Origin of the sequence: Kocuria sp. KSNUG (assembly GCF_049532735.1) — a bacterium.
GTDB classification, from domain to species: Bacteria; Actinomycetota; Actinomycetes; order Actinomycetales; family Micrococcaceae; genus Kocuria; species Kocuria rhizophila.
Genome location: NZ_CP150981.1, coordinates 75,133 through 93,450 on the forward strand (window position 1 = coordinate 75,133; position 18,318 = coordinate 93,450).

Here is an 18,318-nt window from a genome sequence, read left to right on the forward strand (position 1 = left end):
CCCACCTTTCGCGCCGCTGTTGGAGCACACCGGTTCCCAGGAAAGGCGCAGCAGACACGCAGGGGAAGCGGGGAGTATCGTCGAGACCTCATCGTAACAAAACCAGTGGTTGACATGTCCCCGACCCGGTCCCGGTGAACTCCCGGAAACATCTCTCCCCCGGCCCGCCCCGGCTGCGGGCCGTGACGCGCACCGCACCGTAGGGTGAGCTCCATGACCGCTGAGCGCACGAGCACGGCCCCGCACGGCACCACGGAACCCGTCGAGGGAGGTTCTCGCGCCAGGGTGCTGATGTGGTGTCTCTGGGACACGGGCGCCTCCGCCTACAACTCCGTGATGCTCACGTTCGTGTTCACGGTGTACCTCACGAGCTCGGCCTTCGGGAGCCCCGAGTACACGTCCACGGTGCTGAGCATCGGCATGACGGTGGCGGGGTTCGCGATCGCGCTCACCGCCCCGATCGTGGGCCAGCGCAGCGACACCCCCCGCTCCCGCGCCTCGTTCCTCACGTGGAACACCGTGGTGCTCGTGGCGTGCACCGCTCTGGCCTTCTTCGCCCGGCCGGAGCCCTCCTACCTGTTCCTCGGCGTGGCGCTCGTGGCCGCGGGCAGTGTGGCCCAGGAGTTCGCCACCGTGGGCTACAACGCGATGCTCCCCGCTCTGGCCGGCCCCGCACGCATGGGCAAGATCTCCGGCTGGGGATGGGGCGCGGGGTACGTGGGCGGGATCTTCGCCCTGGGGTTCGTGCTCTTCGGCTTCGTCACGCCGGGGTTTCTGGGCATCCCCACCGAGGACGCACTGAACTACCGGGCGGTGGCGCTGTTCAGCGCCGCGTGGATCCTGGTCTTCTGCCTGCCCCTGCTCTTCGCGGCGCGCTCCATGCCGTTCCGGGCATACGACGGCGAGGTGCACGGCCCGTCCCCCGCCTCGACACCCACGCTCGGCGGTCTTGCAGGGCCCGACGCCGCCCCCGCGCCCGAGCCGCGGCACCGGCGCGGGATCGTGGGGGCCTACCGGGAGCTCTTCGCCACGATCGCCGGGCTGTGGCGGGTCTCGCGCGGCACCGTGTTCTTCCTGCTCTCCTCCGCCGTCTACCGGGACGGACTGGCCGGTGTCTTCACGTTCGGCGGCGTGCTCGCGGCCGGCTCGTTCGGCTTCTCGCTCACCGAGGTCATCGTCTTCGCGGTGGCCGCCAATCTGATCGCCGCCCTCGGCGCGTTCGTGGGCGGCTCGCTCGACGACGCCTTGGGTCCCCGCAAGGTGATCATCGGTTCGCTCGTGGGCGTCATGGCGGCCGGGATCGTCCTGCTGTTCTGGCACGGCAAGCCCGCGTTCTGGGTGTGCGGACTGGCGCTGTGCCTGTTCGTGGGTCCGGCCCAGGCGGCGTCGCGGACGTACCTGGGGCGCCTCATCCCCCCGGGGCGGGACGGGGAGATCTACGGGCTCTACGCCACCACTGGCCGCGCGGTGAGCTTCATGGCCCCGGGTCTGTTCGGCCTGTTCGTGTCCCTGATGGGCGCGCAGATCTACGGGATCCTGGGGATCCTCACCGTGGTGGCCGTGGGGCTGGCCCTGCTGCTGGTGACCCCCAAGCCGCCCGAAGGGCTCACGACGGCCCGCGTGTGAGGGGCTACTCGATGACCGTGCGGTGGAAGTTCACGTGGCTGCGGGACGCCGTGGGGCCGCGCTGGCCCTGGTACCGGTTGCCGTAGGCACCGCTGCCGTAGGGGTGCTCGGTGGGCGAGGAGAGCTGGAAGAAGCACAGCTGCCCCACCTTGGAGCCCGGCCACAGCTTGATGGGCAGGGTGGCCATGTTGGAGAGCTCGAGCGTCACGTGGCCCGAGAACCCGGGGTCGATGAACCCGGCCGTCGAGTGCGTGAGCAGCCCCAGCCGCCCCAGCGAGGACTTGCCCTCGAGACGCGCGGCCACGTCCTCCGGCAGCGTGACCTTCTCGTAGGTGGCCCCCAGCACGAACTCCCCCGGGTGCAGCACGAACGGCTCGTCCGGGGCCACCTCCACCAGGCGGGTGAGCTCGGGCTGCTCCTGCTCCGGGTCGATGTGCGCGTACTTGTGGTTGTCGAACAGCCGGAACCAGCGGTCCAGGCGCACGTCCACGCTGGCGGGCTGGATCATGGCGGGGTCGCAGGGCTCCAGGCGCACGCGTCCCGAGTCCAGGTGGCGGCGGATGTCGCGGTCTGAGATGAGCACGACTCCACGGTAGTCCACGGGCCGCATCCTCGCCGGGGCGTCGAGGTGCCGGCGGAGGACGTGGGTGGGAAACAGCACCGCACCCGAACGTGTTGTACAGTGGTGGGCGTTCGATCCGGAGCCGCTCCCGAGCGCTCCCTCCGAACCATGCGGCTGTAGCTCAATGGTAGAGCGCACGCTTCCCAAGCCTGATACGCGGGTTCGATTCCCGTCAGCCGCTCCGCACCGATCGGTGAACGCCCCGGGTACCTGCCAAGGTCCCGGGGCGTTTCCGTCGGCGGCCTGCCGTCCCGCACCTTTCCGGCCCGGGGCGCACCGGATCCCACTCACCGCACCAGGAGCCACCATGCTGCGCACCATGTTCACCGGCAAGATCCACCGGGCCACCGTCACCCAGGCGGACCTGCACTACGTGGGTTCCGTGACCGTGGACCAGGACCTGCTCGACGCCGCGAACATCCTCCCCGGCGAGCTCGTGTCCATCGTGGACATCACCAACGGCGCCCGGCTCGAGACCTACACGATCGCGGGCGAGCGCGGCAGCGGGGTGCTGGGCATCAACGGGGCTGCCGCCCACCTGGTGCACCCCGACGACCTGGTGATCCTGATCGCCTACGGACTCATGGACACCGCCGAGGCACGGACCTACGAGCCCCACGTGGTGCACGTGGACGAGCACAACAGGATCGTGGCCCTGGGCTCGGACCCCGCGGACGCCGTCGTCGGGGACATGGTGCGACCGCCGCACGCCCTGGAGCACGACGCCGCCCGGGAGGACGCCGCCGTCCCCGGCGCCTGATGCTCCTCGCCGGGCGGGCCCGTCGCCACCGCGGGGCAGGGGCGGCGTCGTTCCCCCGCCGGGAAGCGCGCCGCGAACCCGGCCGCCACCGAGGTGCCGAGATCCCCACGACACCCCGCCCGCGGGCGAGCACTGCACGCACCATTCCCGAACCGAGGAGCCGCCGGTCATGACAGGAGTGCTCTCCGGGTTCTTCATCGTGTGGGCCGTGATCGGGCTGGGCTACGGCATCGGGCGCCTGGGCGTGCTCGGCGCGGACGCGCAGCAGGTGCTGTCACGGCTCGCGTTCTACGTGGGCTCCCCGCCGCTGCTGTTCCTCACCCTGTCCGAGGCGGACGTCCACCAGGTGTTCTCCGCCCCGTTGCTCGTGGCGGCCGGCTCCGCGTGGCTCACGATGCTCGGCTACGGCCTGGTGTCGCGCTTCCTGCTGCGCCGGGACGCCTCCACCGTGGTCATGGCCTCGCAGGCGGCGGGCCAGGTGAACGCCGCGAACCTGGGAATCCCGATTGCCATGTTCGTGCTGGGGGACGCCTCCCAGGTGGCCCCGGTGATGCTGTTCCAGCTGACCCTGAACACTCCGCTCTACCTGACCGCGATGGACACCCTGACGGGCGGGCGGCGCCCCACGGTGTCCTCCGTGCTGCGGAGCATCGTGACCAACCCGCTGATCGTGGGCTCCGCCCTGGGCATCCTCTGCGCGGCCACGGGTCTCACCCTCCCCGACCTGGTCCTGGAGCCCGTGCGGATCGTCGCCGGCGCCGCGGTGCCCGCGATGCTGCTCGCGTTCGGCATCTCCCTGGTGCGCGCGCCCCCTGTCCGTCCCCGGCGCGCGCGTGGACACCCTGCTGGCCACGGGAGCCAAAGTGGTGGTCCACCCGGCACTGGCCTTCGCCCTCGCGTGGGCGCTGGGTCTCACCGGGCCGGCCCTGTACGCCGTGGTCGTCATGGCCTCCCTCCCCACCGCCCAGAACCTCTACGTGGCCGCGGTGCGCTACGACCGGGCGACCACCGTGTGCCGGGACACCGTCCTGCTCACCACGGTGACCTCCATGCTCACGATGACGGCGGTCGCAGTTTTTCTCTCCTGACGTCGAGTCACACACCCGGCGTGACGCGGGCCACCCGTAGACTGGGCGGACGCTGGATGGGCCACGGCACACGTGTGATGACGGGCCTGATCACCCAGCACATGTGCTCGCCAGGGGAGGAACCACCGTGAAGTCCACTCACCACTCACAGAGGGCCGGGAAACCGCGCACCGTCCGCAGTGTCGCGGCCGCCGCGGCCGCGTCCGCCATGCTGCTCACGGGGTGCAGCGGCGGGGAGGCCGGCCCGCCCACGCTCACGTGGTACATCAACCCCGACGACGGCGGACAGGCCGTCATCGCGCAGGACTGCTCCGAGGCCTCCGGCGGGAAGTACACGATCCAGACCTCCCTGCTGCCCCGCGACGCGTCATCCCAGCGCGAGCAGCTCGCCCGCCGCCTGGCCGCCGGCGACACCTCCATGGACATCATGAGCCTGGACCCGCCCTTCGTGCCCGAGCTCGCCGAGCCCGGCTTCCTGGCCAAGCCCCCGCAGGACGTCGTCGAGGCCACCACCAAGGACACCCTCGAGGGTCCCCTGCAGGGTGCCACGTGGAACGACGAGCTCGTGGCCATCCCGTTCTGGGCCAACACGCAGCTGCTGTGGTACCGGGACTCGGTGGCCAAGGCCGCCGGCCTGGACATGTCCCAGCCGGTCACGTGGGACCAGATCATCAAGGCCGCACAGACCCAGGACAAGTACCTGGGCGTGCAGGGCACCCGCGGCGAGTCCATGTCCGTGTGGGTCAATGCGCTCGTGGAGTCCGGCGGCGGCCAGATCGTCACGGACGGCGAGGCCGGTCAGGACGCACAGGTCAACCTGGACTCCGAGGCGGGACAGAAGGCCGCCGAGATCGTCGGGACCATCGGCACGGAGGGCCTCGGCGGCCCCGGCCTGGCCACCCAGGACGAGAACGCCTCCATGATCCAGTTCCAGGGGGACAAGGGCTCGTTCATGGTCAACTACCCGTTCATCTACTCCGCGTCCAAGGCCGCGGTGGAGGACGGCTCCCTGGAGCAGTCCGTGGTGGACGACATCAAGTGGACCACGTGGCCCCGTGTGGACGCTGACACCCCGTCCGCTCCCCCGCTGGGTGGAATCAACCTCGGCGTGGGCTCGGCGTCCGAGCACCAGGACCTCGCGTGGGACGCGGTGCAGTGCATCGTCTCCACCGAGCACCAGGCGCAGTACTTCGCCACCAACGGCAACCCGCCCTCCTCCGCCAAGGCCTTCGACGACCCCGCGGCCAAGGAGGCGTTCCCCATGGCGGACACCATCCGCACGTCCCTGGACGCCGCCAGGCCCCGACCGCAGACCCCGTACTACAACGAGATCTCCACCGCGATCCAGCAGCACTGGACCCCGCCCAGCGAGGTGAACGAGAACACCCCTCGTGAGACCACCGCATTCATCGAGGAAGTCCTGAAGGGAGATGCGCTGCTGTGAGCACCACGGTCGATTCGCGCACCCGCGCCACCGGGACCGGGAAGCCGCGCAAGAAGGCGCAGCTCTCGGACCGGGCCCGCTCCGAGCGGAAGCTGGGGTGGCTGCTCGCCGGTCCGGCGTTCGTCATCATGCTCCTGGTCACGCTCTACCCGATCGTGCAGGCGCTGTGGGACTCCCTGTTCTCCTTCCGACTCACGGCACCCGGGGACAAGGAGTTCGTGGGCCTGGACAACTACGTCACGGTCTTCTCGGACATCGTGTTCTGGCGGGACCTCGGGGTCACCGTGCTCATCACCGTGGTCACCGTGGTGGTCGAGCTCGTGCTCGGCCTCGCGCTCGCCCTCGTGATGCACAGCGCGGTCAAGGCCACCCGCGGGCTCCTTCGCACCGCGATCCTGGTGCCCTACGGCATCATCACCGTGGTCTCCGCGTTCGCATGGTTCTACGCCTTCGACATCACCACCGGCTACGTGAACAACTGGCTCTCGTGGCTGCCCATGATCGGTCCGGAGTTCAACTGGTTCGGCTCCGCCGGTCCGGCTCTGTTCGTGATCATGGCCTCGGAGATCTGGAAGACCACGCCGTTCATCTCCCTGCTGCTGCTCTCCGGGCTGGCGCAGGTTCCCGGCGAGCTCACGGAGGCCGCGCGCGTGGACGGCGCGTCCGCGTGGCAGCGCCTGGTGCGGGTGATCCTGCCGAACATGAAGGCCGCCATCATGGTGGCCGTGGTGTTCCGCGCGCTGGACGCCTTCCGCATCTTCGACAACGTCTTCATCATGACCCAGGGACAGTACGGCACCGAGACGCTCTCGCTGCTCGCGTACCGCACGTCCATCGGTCGTCTGGAAATCGGCCTGGGTTCGGCCATCTCGGTGATCCTGTTCGCGTGCGTGATGCTCATCGCGCTCGTGGCGATCAAGATCTTCAAGGTGGACCTGACCGGTGGCTCTGGGAAGGGGAAGTGACCCGCCATGCTGAGCACTAAACAGAAGATCGGTTGGGCCGTCATCTCCGTGGTGGTGCTGGTCTACGCACTGTTCCCGGTGCTGTCCATCCTGATGACGTCCTTCAAGTCCCCCTCGGACCTGAACTCCGGGAAGTTCCTGCCCACGGAGTTCGTCACCGACAACTACGAGCAGATCTTCGTGGGGGACGCCAAGGACCTGTTCCTCCCGGCGCTGCGCAACTCGATCGGCATCTCGCTCATCGCCACCTTGATCGCCGTGGTGCTGGCCACGCTGTGCGCCTACGCCATCGCCCGGCTGGACTTCCCGGGCAAGAAGCTCGTGCTGACCACCGCCCTGGTGGTCTCCATGTTCCCGGTCATCTCGATCGTCACGCCGCTGTTCAACCTGTGGCGCCAGGTGGGGCTCTACGACACCTGGCTCGGCCTGATCATCCCCTACCTCTCGCTGACGCTGCCGATCTCCATCTGGACGCTCGCGGCGTACTTCCAGCAGATCCCGTGGGACCTCGAGCGCGCGGCGCAGGTGGACGGCGCCACCACGTGGCAGGCCTTCCGCAAGGTCATCGTGCCGCTGACCCTGCCGGGCGTGTTCACCACCGCCATCATCGCCTTCTTCATCGCGTGGAACGACTTCGTCTACGGCATCGGACTGACCTCCACCTCGGCGGCCCGCCCGGTCCCCGCGGCCCTGGCGTTCTTCACGGGTGCGTCCCAGTTCGAGGACCCGGCCGGCGCCATCGCGGCCGCGGCGATCATCGTGACGATTCCCGTGGTGATCCTCGTGCTGGCCTTCCAGCGCCAGATCGTCTCCGGTTTGACCCAGGGCGCCGTCAAGGGCTGAGCCCGGCCCCTCCACACGCTCAGACACAGTAAGGACTGACACAACATGGCAGCTATCACCATGGAGCACCTCGTCAAGAAGTACGACGACGGCTTCCCTGCGGTCAACGACATCTCCATCGACATCGCCGACGGCGAGTTCCTCATCCTCGTGGGCCCCTCGGGCTGCGGCAAGTCCACGCTGCTGCGCATGGTCGTGGGGCTCGAGGACATCACCAGCGGGGACCTGAAGATCAACGGCGAGCGGGTCAACGACCGGCAGCCGCGCGAGCGCAACCTCTCGATGGTGTTCCAGAACTACGCCCTCTACCCGCACCTCTCGGTGTACGAGAACATCGCGTTCCCGCTGCGCCTGGCCAAGGGCCAGTTCAGCAACGACGAGATCGACCGGAAGGTGCGCGAGGCCGCGGAGACCCTGGACCTCAACGAGCACCTCGAGCGCAAGCCCGCGAACCTCTCGGGCGGTCAGCGCCAGCGTGTGGCCATGGGCCGCGCGATCGTGCGCGACGCGGACGCGTTCCTCTTCGACGAGCCGCTGTCCAACCTGGACGCCAAGCTCCGGGGCCAGATGCGCACGGAGATCGCGCAGCTGCAGCGCCGCATGGGCATCACGTCGATCTACGTGACCCACGACCAGACCGAGGCCATGACGCTCGGTGACCGGGTGGCCGTGCTCAAGCGCGGTCAGCTGCAGCAGATCGCCTCCCCGCGCGAGCTCTACGAACAGCCCGTGAACCTGTTCGTGGCAGGGTTCATCGGCGCCCCGTCCATGAACTTCATCCCGGCGCGCATCGAGGGCGGGACGTTCCGCACGCCCATCGGTGACATCGAGGTTCCGGAGCGTGTGCAGGCCAGGCTCTCGGGGGCTCCCGAACTCGTGCTGCTGGGGCTGCGCCCGGAGCACTTCGAGGACGCCAAGTTCGTGGACGAGGCCAAGGTGGGCCACGGCACCATGTTCGACGCCGAGTTCACGCACACGGAGTGGCTGGGCAACCAGCAGTACGGCTACATCCACTACCAGCAGGACGACACGGTCCAGCACAAGCTCAACGAGCTGGCCCAGGAGCTGGACGCGGACGAGATGCCCGCTCAGGTGGTCGTGTCCCTGGACGCGTCCTCCCGCATCCGCGGTGGCTCGAACTCCAAGATCTGGCTGGACAGCCGCCGCATGCACGTGTTCAACCCCGAGACGGGCGAGAACCTCACGCGCGACGCCGAGGCCGGAGCGGAGCTGACCCGCGAGGCCAACGAGGAGCGCGAGTCCGAGATCGCACGCGCCCGGCAGCGCGACGGGGCCGCCGCGACCTCCGGTGCTCCCGTCCGCGAGGGCCAGGGAACGGACGGCGGCAGCAGCGCCGCCCGCTGACCCCGACGAGTCCGGCAGCGCCCGGTCTGCACGAGAACGGCCGGTCCCCCGCGGGGGACCGGCCGTTCTCGTGCGCGGGTGTTGGGGCACCGCCTCGTCAACAGGCACCACTCACGGCGTCGCCGCAGAATCACCCCGCGCCCGGGAAGAACGCCCACCCCACGAGGGCGACCACCACGGCCACGAGTGCCAGCGAGGAGAACGCGTAGCGCACCCGGGGAAACCGCACCCACCAGGAAACGAGCCGGGGCCAGTGCTCGCTGACCTGAGCGGGGGTGGCCCGCCTGAAATTCACGTGCTGGGCGCCGCTGAGCCGGGCGATCTCCTGCAGGGTCCTGACATCCCACACCGTGCCGTCCAGGGACAGGGCGCAACGTCCTGCGGCGGTCACGAACCACAGGTGCGGCCGGCCCTGGGAGCGCCCCTCCCCCGCGTGCGGCGGGAGCAGCGCCTCCACGGTCACCACCTGCGGAACCCGTTCCCGCGCCACGGCCCGGAATCCCACCCACCGGGACGCCAGCACGTGGCTCTGCGTGAGGACCACGAGCGCCGGGCGGAGGTAGCCGTAGCAGGCCACGGCTCCCACGAGCGCCAGCAGCACCAGCAGCACCAGGGCGAGGCCGCCCGCGCGGCGGACGTAGATCATGGCCACGGCCAGACCGACGAGCGCCAGCGGTGGGCACGCGGCCAGCACCCGCCGCCCATAGGATCCGATGCGCGGGTGGAACACGTGCTCGGGCTCCCCGTACCGGGGCGGCACCTGTCGGACGGTCTCTGCCATGTGCTGCCTCCGCGCTGGCGGTTCGGTGTGGGGCTCCGCCCTGGGACGGATCTGCGGTGGGGGCGACGCCGCGGCGTCGCCCGGTCCAGCCTAGTGGCACCTCAGCGGACGGGCACCGGGGCCGGTCCCTGCCGTCGCCACGCGCCCCGCCGTCCGAGGACACAGGATCCGGCCGAGGCCCTGCGGCACCATGGTCCAGCCACGGGCCCGCCGTCCGGGACACGGGTCCGCCCCCGGCCCGGTGATCCACTAACGTGAAGATCCATGGAACGCAGCGATCGCATCATCAGGGCCGTGGGGGCGTGGTTCTTCCTGATCGTGCTGTCGGTCGCGGCGGCGGCGGTCACGATCGCCCTGGTGAACAAGTACCAGTACGGCCCGGAGACGGATGTCCGCGAGTACTTCCAGGCCCTGCAGGACGGGGACGGCGGCAAGGCGCTGGGGTTGCTGAACGCCCAGGTGCCGGATTCGAACGCGGCCCTGCTGGACGGGGACGCCCTCGCGGAGGCGGGCAGCCACCTGGAGGACGTCGAGGTCTCCACCGTCTCCTCCGACAAGGACCGTGCGGTGGTGCGCGCGAGCTACCTGCTGGACGGGGAGCCGGCCTCCTCGGAGTTCACGCTGCACCCGGCCGAGACCCAGTGGGGGTTCTTCACGGTGTGGGACTTCGACCCCTCCACGCTGCCCACCATGACCGTGTCCATGCCCGGCTCCACTGCGGTGGACATCAACGGCGCCTCCGTGGCGCTGCCGGACTCCTCCCGGGACTTCGCGGTGTTCTACCCCGGGGTCTACACGGGGTCCTACAGCTCCCCCATGATCACGGCGGAGCCCCGCGAGGTGCCGGTCAGCGACGAGGACCAGCACACCACCATGGAGCTCACGGCCGTCCCGTCCGAGACGATGAAGCAGCAGGTGGACGAGCAGATCCACGCGCACCTGGACCGGTGCGCGGAGCAGGACAGCCTCTACCCCGAGGGGTGCCCGTTCTCCTACGACTTCCCGGGCCGGATCCAGGGTGAGGTGTCCTGGAGCATCAGGGACTACCCCCGGCCGGAGGTGCGCCTGGCCGGACCGCACGCGGACCAGTGGTCGCTGCCGGACAGCAGGGGCACCGCCCACATCGAGTTCACCGCGGTGGACCTGTACGACGGGCGGACGTCCACGGTCTCCGAGGACGTGCCCTTCACCTTCTCCGCGGGCCTGAAGGTCACGGGGGACCAGGCCACCGTCACCCCGAAGTAGCGTCCCGCCGCAGGGTCAGCCGGTGCCCCGGTGGCAGCCGGTGCCGCGGGGTCAGTCCGTGCCGCGCAGCTCGAGGGTCAGCTCACCGGGCGCCTCGGGATCCACGGTGAACGGGATTCCCCAGTCCTGCTGGTAGAGGTGGCACGCGGCGTGCTCTGGGATCTCCCCGTCCGGGGAGCCGTCGCACGCGGCCGCGCGGGCGGTCACGTGCAGGACTCCTTCGGTGACACCGTCCGCGAGGCGCAGCGTGCGGGTCAGGCCCTGGGACGTCCCGCCGCCCTCGACCAGCGCGTCCTCCGGGGAGGAGGAGACCTTCAGCTGGGTGGGGTCCCCCCACCGGGTGTCGAGCTTCTGGCCCGCCGGGGCGGAGAAGCGCACCGCGAGCGCCACCTCACCGGGTGCCACCGGGGTCCGCTTGCGCTGCACCTGGGCAGCGCCCTCGTCCACGGTCTGCGCTTTCTTGGGCACGGGGACGCGTACGAGGCGGTGCGCGTTGGTCTCCACGACCACCAGCACGGGCTCGTCGTGAGAGGTGTCCAGCAGCACATCCGAGGGCTCGGCGAGACCGCGCGTGAGCGTGGAGACCTCACCGGTGGCGGGGTCGTAGCGGCGCACAGCGCCGTTGTAGGTGTCCGCCACGGCCACGGAGCCGTCGGGGAGCACGGTCACCCCCAGGCAGTGCTGCAGGCGCGCCTCGGCGGCGGGACCGTCCCGGAACCCGAAGTCGAAGAGCCCCAGCCCCACGGCGGACTCCACCGCCACCTCGGCGGCGGCGTCCACGGCCGCGGGTGCCCCGGAGCCGGTCGGCGACGCCGCGGCGTCGGTCCCCGCGGGGGCTTCCTCGCCGGCCCCGACGGAGAATCCGGCCGGATCGCCCACGGCCGTGGGTGCGCCGGAAGCCGTGGCTGTCTCAGAACCGGTGGGCGACGCCGCGGCGTCGCCGACCGCGCACCGCACCCGGCGCAGGGCGGAGGACTCCGAGTCCGCGACCCAGAGGTCCCCGTGGGCGTCCTGGGCCAGCCCGGAGGGCTGCGCGAACCAGGACTCCCGGGCGGCGCCGTCCCGCAGGCCCTCGTCCCCCGTGCCGGCCAGCACGGCGAGCGCCCCGGTGCGGGGGTCGAAGGAGAACAGCTGGTGGGTTCCGGCCATCGCGACCACCAGGGTGTCGGCGGCGTCGGACCACACGAGGTCCCACGGGGAGGACAGCGCCACCTCGGTGGGATCGGTGCCGGTGATGACGTTCGGGTCCGTGCCGCGGGCCCGGGCGTCGTCGAGCAGCCGCTGCACGCCGTTGCCGGCGAGGGTGCGCACGGAGCCGGAGCCCAGGTCCACACCGCGCAGCCGGTGGTTCACGGTGTCCGCGACCACGAGGTCGTAGCCCACCTCGGCGCGGACGTGCGCCGGGAGCGTCGCGATGCCCTGGGGCTCGTTGAAGCGGGCGAGCTCGCGTGGGCCGTCCACCCAGCCGCGCGTGCCGTCGCCGATCGCACGGCGCACCGTGCTCAGGTCCGACTCGAGCTGCACCAGCCGGTGGTGGCCGGTGTCGCTCACCATGAACGAGCCGTCCGGCAGCCCGACCACCTTGCCCGGGAAGCGCAGCTCGCCCTCGGGGCGCGGGCGCGGCACGTAGGGTCCGTCCCCGCGGTGCAGCGTGCCCTTGGCCTCGTGCTCGGCCACGAGCTCCGCCACCAGGGACTCGAGCCCCGACACGTGGCCCTCGCCGGAGAGGTGCGCCACGATGTACCCCTCGGGGTCCACGACCACCAGGGTGGGCCACGCGCGTGCGGTGTAGGCGTCCCACGTGCTCAACTCGGGGTCGTCCAGCACGGGGTGCGCGATCTCGTAGCGGTCCACCGCGGCGGCCAGGGCGTCCGGGTCCGCCTCGTGCTCGAACTTGGGAGAGTGCACCCCCACGGTCACCACCACGTCCGAGTGCTTCTCCTCGAGCGGGCGCAGCTCGTCCAGCACGTGCAGGCAGTTGATGCAGCAGAAGGACCAGAAGTCCAGGATCACGATCTTCCCGCGCAGCGCCTGCAGGTCCAGCTCCTGGCCCCCGGTGTTGAGCCAGGCGCGGCCCGTCAGCTCGGAGGCGCGAACGGGGGTGTTCATGCGTGCAGCGGTCACAGGGGTCCTTCCACGGAAATCAGGGGGTCTCTCAGGATCCAACGCTATCCGCGCGTCCGCACTTCCCGCGCATCGCATGACGCCCCGCACACCGGCCCCCGCTCCCGCGGCTCAGCGGCGGGGCTGGTCCCGCTCGGCGAGCTCGGCCATCATCTCGTTGTACGCCCGCAGCTCGGCGTCGTCCGTGCGGTCCGCCTGCCGGTCCACGCGGCGGTTCTCCTTGCTGCCCTCCATGGCCCACAGCACGGCCATGATCACGGCCAGCAGGAAGGTGGGGAACTCGCCGATCCCCCACATCAGCATGCCGCCCAGCTGCTGGTCCTCCAGTGCGCTGGGGCCCCACGGGCGGCCCATGTTGCCGAACCACGAGGCCTGCAGCACCGTGGTCAGGCTCATGATGCTGATGCCGATGAACGCGTGCGCGGCCATGGTGGCCAGCAGCAGCACCAGGCGCATGGGATACGTGGGGCGGTGCGGGATGGGGTCGATGCCGATCAGCACCAGCGCGAACATGTACCCGGTGAACAGGAAGTGCACCATCATGAACTCGTGGCCCACGTGGTAGCGCAGCGTGAAGCTGAACAGGTCCGTGAAGTAGAACAGCACGATCGAGAACGCGAAGTTGGCGGCGGCGAAGATCGGGTGCGTCACGACCTTGCCCCACGTGGAGTGCACGAGCCGCAGGATCCACTCGCGGGGCCCGCGGGTGCCGTCTCGGCGCGGTTCGAGCGCCTTGAGCACCACCGTGACGGGCGCGCCGGAGACCAGGAACAGCGGCACGATCATGGTCAGCGTCATGTGCTCCACCATGTGGGCGGAGAACAGCACGCGCGCGTAGATGGCCACGCCGCCGCACGTGGCGTAGAGCAGCGCCGCGAGGCCCACGAACCAGGACGCGGTGCGCAGCGGGGACCACGTGTCGCCGCGGCGCCACACCTTCACGGCCGCCCACAGGTAGACCACCGCGAAGAAGGCCACCACGGCCACCCAGAACCAGTCCCAGCGCCACAGCGTGAACCAGTTGCTCAGCGTGGGCTCCGGAGGAAGCTCGTACCACGTGAGGATGCGCGCGGGTGAGGCGTCGGGTTCCAGCTCCTCCGGGACCGGAGGAGCCGTGCGGCTCAGGGCGGTCGCGATGCCCATGAGCAGACCCATGAGCACCACCTCCACCACGATCACGCGCCACAGGGTGGCCGTGCGGGACCGGGAGCCGTCCGCCACGCCGGGGATCAGCCACTGCCGGTGCGCGAACCCGGCCGCGGCCAGCAGCACGGTGAGGCCCAGCTTGCTCAGCGCGATCAGTCCGTAGGGGGTGCTCAGCTGCTCCCAGGACCCGATCCGCACCGCGGCGTTGACGATCCCGGAGAGCAGCACGAGCACGTAGCAGCCCAGGGCCACGGCGGAGTACCGGCGCAGCACCACAGCGAGCAGCGGCTCCGTGTGCGTGCTCCCGCCGCGGCGGCTCACCACGGTGGTCTCCCGGGAGAGCAGCGGGCCCACCCAGATCAGCACGATGAGTCCGCCCACCCACAGGCACACGCCCAGCAGGTGCAGACCGAGGGAGTTGACCGCGCCCATGTGGTCCGCACCCCCGGCCGCATGGCCGGTCAGGGCGAGGGCCACGAGGGCCACGAAGGACAGCGCGAGGGTGCAGAACAGCCCCAGCAGCGAGCGCACCCCGAACACCAGGGTGGTGACCACCGCCGCGACCATCACGATCACGGCCTGGGACTGTCCCGTGGCCAGCCCGGTGATGTAGTGCAGCAGCTCCTGGGTGTAGCTCTCCCCGCGTCCGAAGCCCGAGCCGGAGACGTCCGCGTACGTGAACACGAGCACCGCCACCGCGGACACCGTCCACACCACGGAGGCGGCCTCGACCAGCCGCAGCACCTCCCGGTAGACCGGGTGCTCCGGTTCGCCCTGCTGGTCCCTGCTGTTGCGAGGAGGGCGCTTGCGGGACGTGTCCGCGAAGCGCGGCACCACGCCGATGGCGAGCAGCAGCCCGCCCATGACCACCGACATCGCGATGTTGTGCACGGTCTCCACCACGGGCAGACCCCACCGCACGAGCGCTCCGGGGTCCGCGACCTGCCGGGGAGCGGCCGCGCCGCCGAAGACCAGCGCGGCCGACATCCCGATCATCGCCGCCACCAGGACCACCGAGATGGTCCACGGGCTCACGCTGACACCCCCGTTCTGCGGGGGTGCCGGCGTGCTCTTCCGGGCCGGGGCGGTGTCCCGGCTCCGTGCGGTGGTGCTCATCCTGGTGCTCCTCCGGCCCGTGGGTCGATCGCTCTGGTGCTCGCGGGGCGTGGTGCCCCCGGGCTCGTGCTCGGTGCTGTGCGGCTCACGTGAACAGCGCGTCCCCGATGAACCCGCCCGGCTGGCAGCCCGGCGGGATCGCGAAGACCGCGGACCCGATGGGAACGGTCCACGTGTTCAGCATGTCCAGCTCGTCCAGCCGCTTCTGGATGGGCACGAACTGGCGGTCGGGGTCCGACTGGTAGGACGCGAAGATCAGTCCCGTGCTGGACACCCCTCCGGCCACGTCACCGGAGCGGCTCTGTCCCGAGGCGTCGCTCACCGCCAGATCATAGTTGTAGACCCTGCGGAAGATCTTCTCGTCCGGGTTCTCGCTCCGGGAGCGGCGCACGTGGCTGTAGGAGGAGATGACCGGGAACCCCAGAGGCCCCTTGGCCTCGAAGTCCGGTTCGTCGTGCTCCTGGCTGCCCGTGAGGGGCGCGCCGTCCGAGAGCCTGCGGCCCACGGCGTCCTCCCGGGCGGGCGTGTCCGCCTCGTCCCACGTGTCCAGGTTCATGTGGATGCGCCGGATCACCACGGAGGTGCCGTCCTGGATCCAGGGCGTGAAGCCGCCCTGGCCGTAGACCACCTTCTCGTGGTCGCTCTCCCCGGGATAGGGGTTCGCGGTGCCGTCCACCTGACCGAACAGGTTACGCATGGTCTGGCCGTCCGGGGTGGCTCCCACCGTGTTGCGGAAGCCGTCCTGGACCCACCGCACGCTCGCGAACGAGCGCGAGTCCTTGAGCAGCACCCGCTGGGCGTGGGCCAGGGTCAGCTTGTCGTCGCAGCACAGCTGCAGCAGCAGATCTCCCTGGTTCCACCGGGACTGCAGCTTGTCCACGCCGAACGCGGGCAGGGGCCGCAACCACCGCGGTGCCCGCGCGGGGTCGATCAGCTTCACCGTGCGAGGGCCGAAGCCCACGGTCACGGTGAGCCGCGAGGGGTTCTCCGCGAGCCAGGGTTCCTGGTCGTTGAGGGGAGCCTGCCCCTGGGTGAGCGCGGCGGCGTCGTCCGTGAGCACCCGCAGCATGCGCCGCAGGGAGTCGCGTGTGGCCCCCTCGTCGAGGTCCAGGGCCACGAACGCGCAGAACGCCTGGGGCAGCGTGGCCACCCCCGCCTGGCGCGCGCCGTGGAACGGCTCGGTCTTCAGGCCGGGGCGGGGCTCGTCCTGCGCCGCGGAGAACCGGGGGTCCCCGGCGCCCAGGGCCGCGGCGGAGACCGCCCCGAGACCCGTGGCGCCGGCGCCGGCGACCGCTCCCGTGAGGAGCGACCGCCGGCTCCACCCCGAGGAGGGGCTGCGATCAGTGGGCATGGCATTCCGGAAGGGCAGAGGAGGACGGCGACGCCGCACCGGTGTGGCCCGCGTGGTCCTCCGTGGCGGGCGAGGACGTCATTCCCTCGCCGTCATCGGCGCCGTCCTCGTGCTCGTGCTCGTGCGAAGCGCCGCTCTCGTCCTCGGCGGGCGCGTAGTTCTCCTTGGCCCCCGAGTAGTCGCGGACCGGTACGGTCACGTCCTGTGCCCCGCTCCCGGTCTCGAGCTGCAGGGTGAGATCGCTGCCGGCCTGCAGCGAGCACGTGAGGCCCATGAGCATGATGTGGTTCGCGCCGGGCTCCAGCTTCACGCTCTCCCCCGGGGCGATCGTGAAGCCACCGTCCTTCTCCTGCATCTGCGTTGACCCGCTCGAGGCGTCCATCGCGGTCTCGTGCAGCTCCACGTCGTCCGCGATCCCGTCCGCGGAGGCGCCCTCCAGCGTGACCTCCTGGTCCGAGGTGTTCGTGACGGTGCCGAACACCGCCGTCATCCCGGACGGGGCGGCCTTGGCCCAGCCCTCGCTGAGCTCCAGGGGGCCTGCGGCCGCGCTCTGGCTCGCCGAGCCCTGCCCGGAGTCCGACGCCGCCTGGTCACCGCCCTGCGCGGAACATCCCGTGAGGGCCGCGAGCCCCAGGCCGAGCGCTGCCGCGGCAGCGAGGGCCCGGTGGACAGGTCGGCCGGACAGCGCCGGGGTGAGGGTGGTCGTGGTGGTCTGGTCGTCCATGGTGTGTGTCCTTCGATGGGATCTGTGGACCGGTCGCGCACGGGCCTGCGGTGCACCAGGGCTGCCGAGCCCGCTCGCGCCGAGCGCCGCTCGGTGTGCGGAGCCGAGAGACTTCGGGGCTCCCCTGCGGTGGGGAACCGCCGAGCGCAGTCTCCACGGGCCGTGGGAGAGGCGACGGGAGTCGTTCCCCGTGCCCGCCGCGCGCTCCGTGCCTGCCGCCTGGGGACCCCGGGCCGCGTCACCCGTCACGGTGCGAGCATCGGATCAGAGGCGGTCACCACGGCTGGAACCGTGGCGGGTGCACCCGCGCTCGCCGTGGCTGTCGCCGGTGGCCTGTGCTGCCCGTGGCTGCGTCCCGGCGCTCCCGCGCCCGTTTCACATGCCGGTCTGAGTATGAACAGGTGGACCCGGTGTGGACCGGGAGGATGAATCGGGGGCTCAGCGCTGCTTGGGGCGCGTGGCGACCACAAGGATCACGAGGAGCAGGATCAGGGCCAGGACCCCGCCGATCACGGGGAGAACCCAGCTGGGGATTCCCGTTCCGGTCACGGTCTCCTCGCCGGACGCCGCCGCGGAGTCCTGCGATCCCGAGGTCACGGGCGCGGGGGACGCGGTGGTCCCGGCGCCCTCACCCACCGTGTAGGTGAACGTGCCCTCGATGGGGTGCCCGTCCTGCGAGACCACGCGCCACGTGACGGTGTAGGTCTCGTCCGTGTCCCCGCCCTCACGCAGCGGCTGGGACACCTTGGTGTTCTGCACCGCGAGCGTGCCGCGGGTGACGTCCGTGCCCCGGGAGTCGGTGACCCTGATCTCGCCGCCGATGTCCTGGATCTCTCCGGAGAACGTCAGCTCGAGCGTGGTGGGTGCCTTCTCCAGCGTGGCCCCGGCCTCGGGGTTGCTGCGCACGAGCTCGTCGTGGGCCGCCGCAGGGGCGGCCGGCGCCAGCACGAGTGCCAGCGCGAGCAGGGCGGTGCACAGCGCCGGCAGAACGGCGCGCAGCCCCGCGCCGGGGGCGGTGGACCACGCGGGCGACGCCGCGGCGTCGGCCCCGTGGCCCGACGCGCCGGCCGAACCTGTGGTGGGCATGGACAGTGGGTGGTGTGTCATGGGGGTGCTCT

At 70.9% G+C, this 18,318-nt stretch carries 14 protein-coding genes, 1 tRNA gene and 1 pseudogene; 9 read left to right on the top strand and 7 right to left on the bottom strand.

Features of this window, described 5'->3' with window-relative positions; all coding sequences use genetic code 11:
- Positions 1–213: 213 nt before the first annotated feature.
- On the top strand, positions 214–1,626 hold the full coding sequence (locus AABM36_RS00340; protein ID WP_423446634.1) for an MFS transporter: 1,413 nt from the start codon (positions 214–216) through the stop codon (positions 1,624–1,626).
- A gap of 4 nt (positions 1,627–1,630) precedes the next feature.
- On the opposite strand, the gene dcd is transcribed toward AABM36_RS00340, so the two are convergent.
- The gene (gene dcd / locus AABM36_RS00345; protein ID WP_423446635.1) at positions 1,631–2,209 is read right to left on the bottom strand and encodes a dCTP deaminase; all 579 of its coding nucleotides are present in this window, start codon (positions 2,207–2,209) and stop codon (positions 1,631–1,633) included.
- Between the two features lie 149 nt (positions 2,210–2,358).
- Here dcd and AABM36_RS00350 point away from each other — a divergent pair.
- The 7 genes and pseudogenes from AABM36_RS00350 to AABM36_RS00380 all read left to right on the top strand — a co-directional run bounded on the left by AABM36_RS00350 (position 2,359) and on the right by AABM36_RS00380 (position 8,713).
- A tRNA-Gly gene (locus AABM36_RS00350) sits at positions 2,359–2,429 on the top strand.
- Between the two features lie 126 nt (positions 2,430–2,555).
- Positions 2,556–3,008: an aspartate 1-decarboxylase gene (panD, locus tag AABM36_RS00355; RefSeq protein ID WP_423446637.1), complete on the top strand. Its 453-nt coding sequence runs from the start codon at positions 2,556–2,558 to the stop codon at positions 3,006–3,008.
- A 169-nt stretch (positions 3,009–3,177) separates the two neighbouring features.
- Positions 3,178–4,096: pseudogene (locus AABM36_RS00360) on the top strand (AEC family transporter).
- Between the two features lie 127 nt (positions 4,097–4,223).
- On the top strand, positions 4,224–5,540 hold the full coding sequence (locus tag AABM36_RS00365) for an extracellular solute-binding protein (protein WP_423446639.1): 1,317 nt from the start codon (positions 4,224–4,226) through the stop codon (positions 5,538–5,540).
- Entirely contained in the window at positions 5,537–6,505 is a 969-nt protein-coding gene (locus AABM36_RS00370; RefSeq protein WP_423446641.1) for a carbohydrate ABC transporter permease, read from the top strand. Before AABM36_RS00365 ends, AABM36_RS00370 begins: the two co-directional genes overlap by 4 nt.
- Positions 6,506–6,511: 6 nt before the next feature.
- Positions 6,512–7,348, top strand: coding sequence for a carbohydrate ABC transporter permease (locus AABM36_RS00375; protein ID WP_423446643.1), 837 nt, complete (start codon positions 6,512–6,514; stop codon positions 7,346–7,348).
- 45 nt (positions 7,349–7,393) lie between these two features.
- Complete coding sequence (locus AABM36_RS00380) at positions 7,394–8,713, top strand: ABC transporter ATP-binding protein (RefSeq protein ID WP_423446644.1); 1,320 nt, start codon at positions 7,394–7,396, stop codon at positions 8,711–8,713.
- Positions 8,714–8,843: 130 nt separating this feature from the next.
- On the opposite strand, the gene AABM36_RS00385 is transcribed toward AABM36_RS00380, so the two are convergent.
- Positions 8,844–9,494 carry a hypothetical protein gene (locus AABM36_RS00385; RefSeq protein WP_423446646.1) on the bottom strand — a complete coding sequence of 217 codons (651 nt, stop codon included), beginning with the start codon at positions 9,492–9,494 and terminating at the stop codon, positions 8,844–8,846.
- A gap of 264 nt (positions 9,495–9,758) precedes the next feature.
- On the opposite strand from AABM36_RS00385, the gene AABM36_RS00390 reads away from it, so the two are divergent.
- A complete protein-coding gene (locus AABM36_RS00390) occupies positions 9,759–10,739 on the top strand; it encodes a hypothetical protein (protein WP_423446647.1) in 981 nt (326 codons plus the stop codon).
- Positions 10,740–10,790: 51 nt separating this feature from the next.
- On the opposite strand, the gene AABM36_RS00395 is transcribed toward AABM36_RS00390, so the two are convergent.
- The 5 genes from AABM36_RS00395 to AABM36_RS00415 all read right to left on the bottom strand — a co-directional run bounded on the left by AABM36_RS00395 (position 10,791) and on the right by AABM36_RS00415 (position 18,307).
- A complete protein-coding gene (locus AABM36_RS00395) occupies positions 10,791–12,848 on the bottom strand; it encodes an NHL domain-containing thioredoxin family protein (protein WP_423446648.1) in 2,058 nt (685 codons plus the stop codon).
- A gap of 126 nt (positions 12,849–12,974) precedes the next feature.
- Positions 12,975–15,125, bottom strand: coding sequence for a cytochrome c oxidase assembly protein (locus AABM36_RS00400; RefSeq protein ID WP_423446650.1), 2,151 nt, complete (start codon positions 15,123–15,125; stop codon positions 12,975–12,977).
- Positions 15,126–15,210: 85 nt separating this feature from the next.
- The gene (locus AABM36_RS00405) at positions 15,211–16,476 is read right to left on the bottom strand and encodes a Dyp-type peroxidase (RefSeq protein WP_423446652.1); all 1,266 of its coding nucleotides are present in this window, start codon (positions 16,474–16,476) and stop codon (positions 15,211–15,213) included.
- Complete coding sequence (locus tag AABM36_RS00410) at positions 16,466–17,200, bottom strand: copper chaperone PCu(A)C (protein ID WP_423446654.1); 735 nt, start codon at positions 17,198–17,200, stop codon at positions 16,466–16,468. The genes AABM36_RS00405 and AABM36_RS00410 overlap by 11 nt, the downstream gene beginning before the upstream one ends.
- Before the next feature lie 438 nt (positions 17,201–17,638).
- Complete coding sequence (locus AABM36_RS00415) at positions 17,639–18,307, bottom strand: copper resistance CopC family protein (RefSeq protein WP_423446655.1); 669 nt, start codon at positions 18,305–18,307, stop codon at positions 17,639–17,641.
- Between the last annotated feature and the right edge of the window lie 11 nt (positions 18,308–18,318).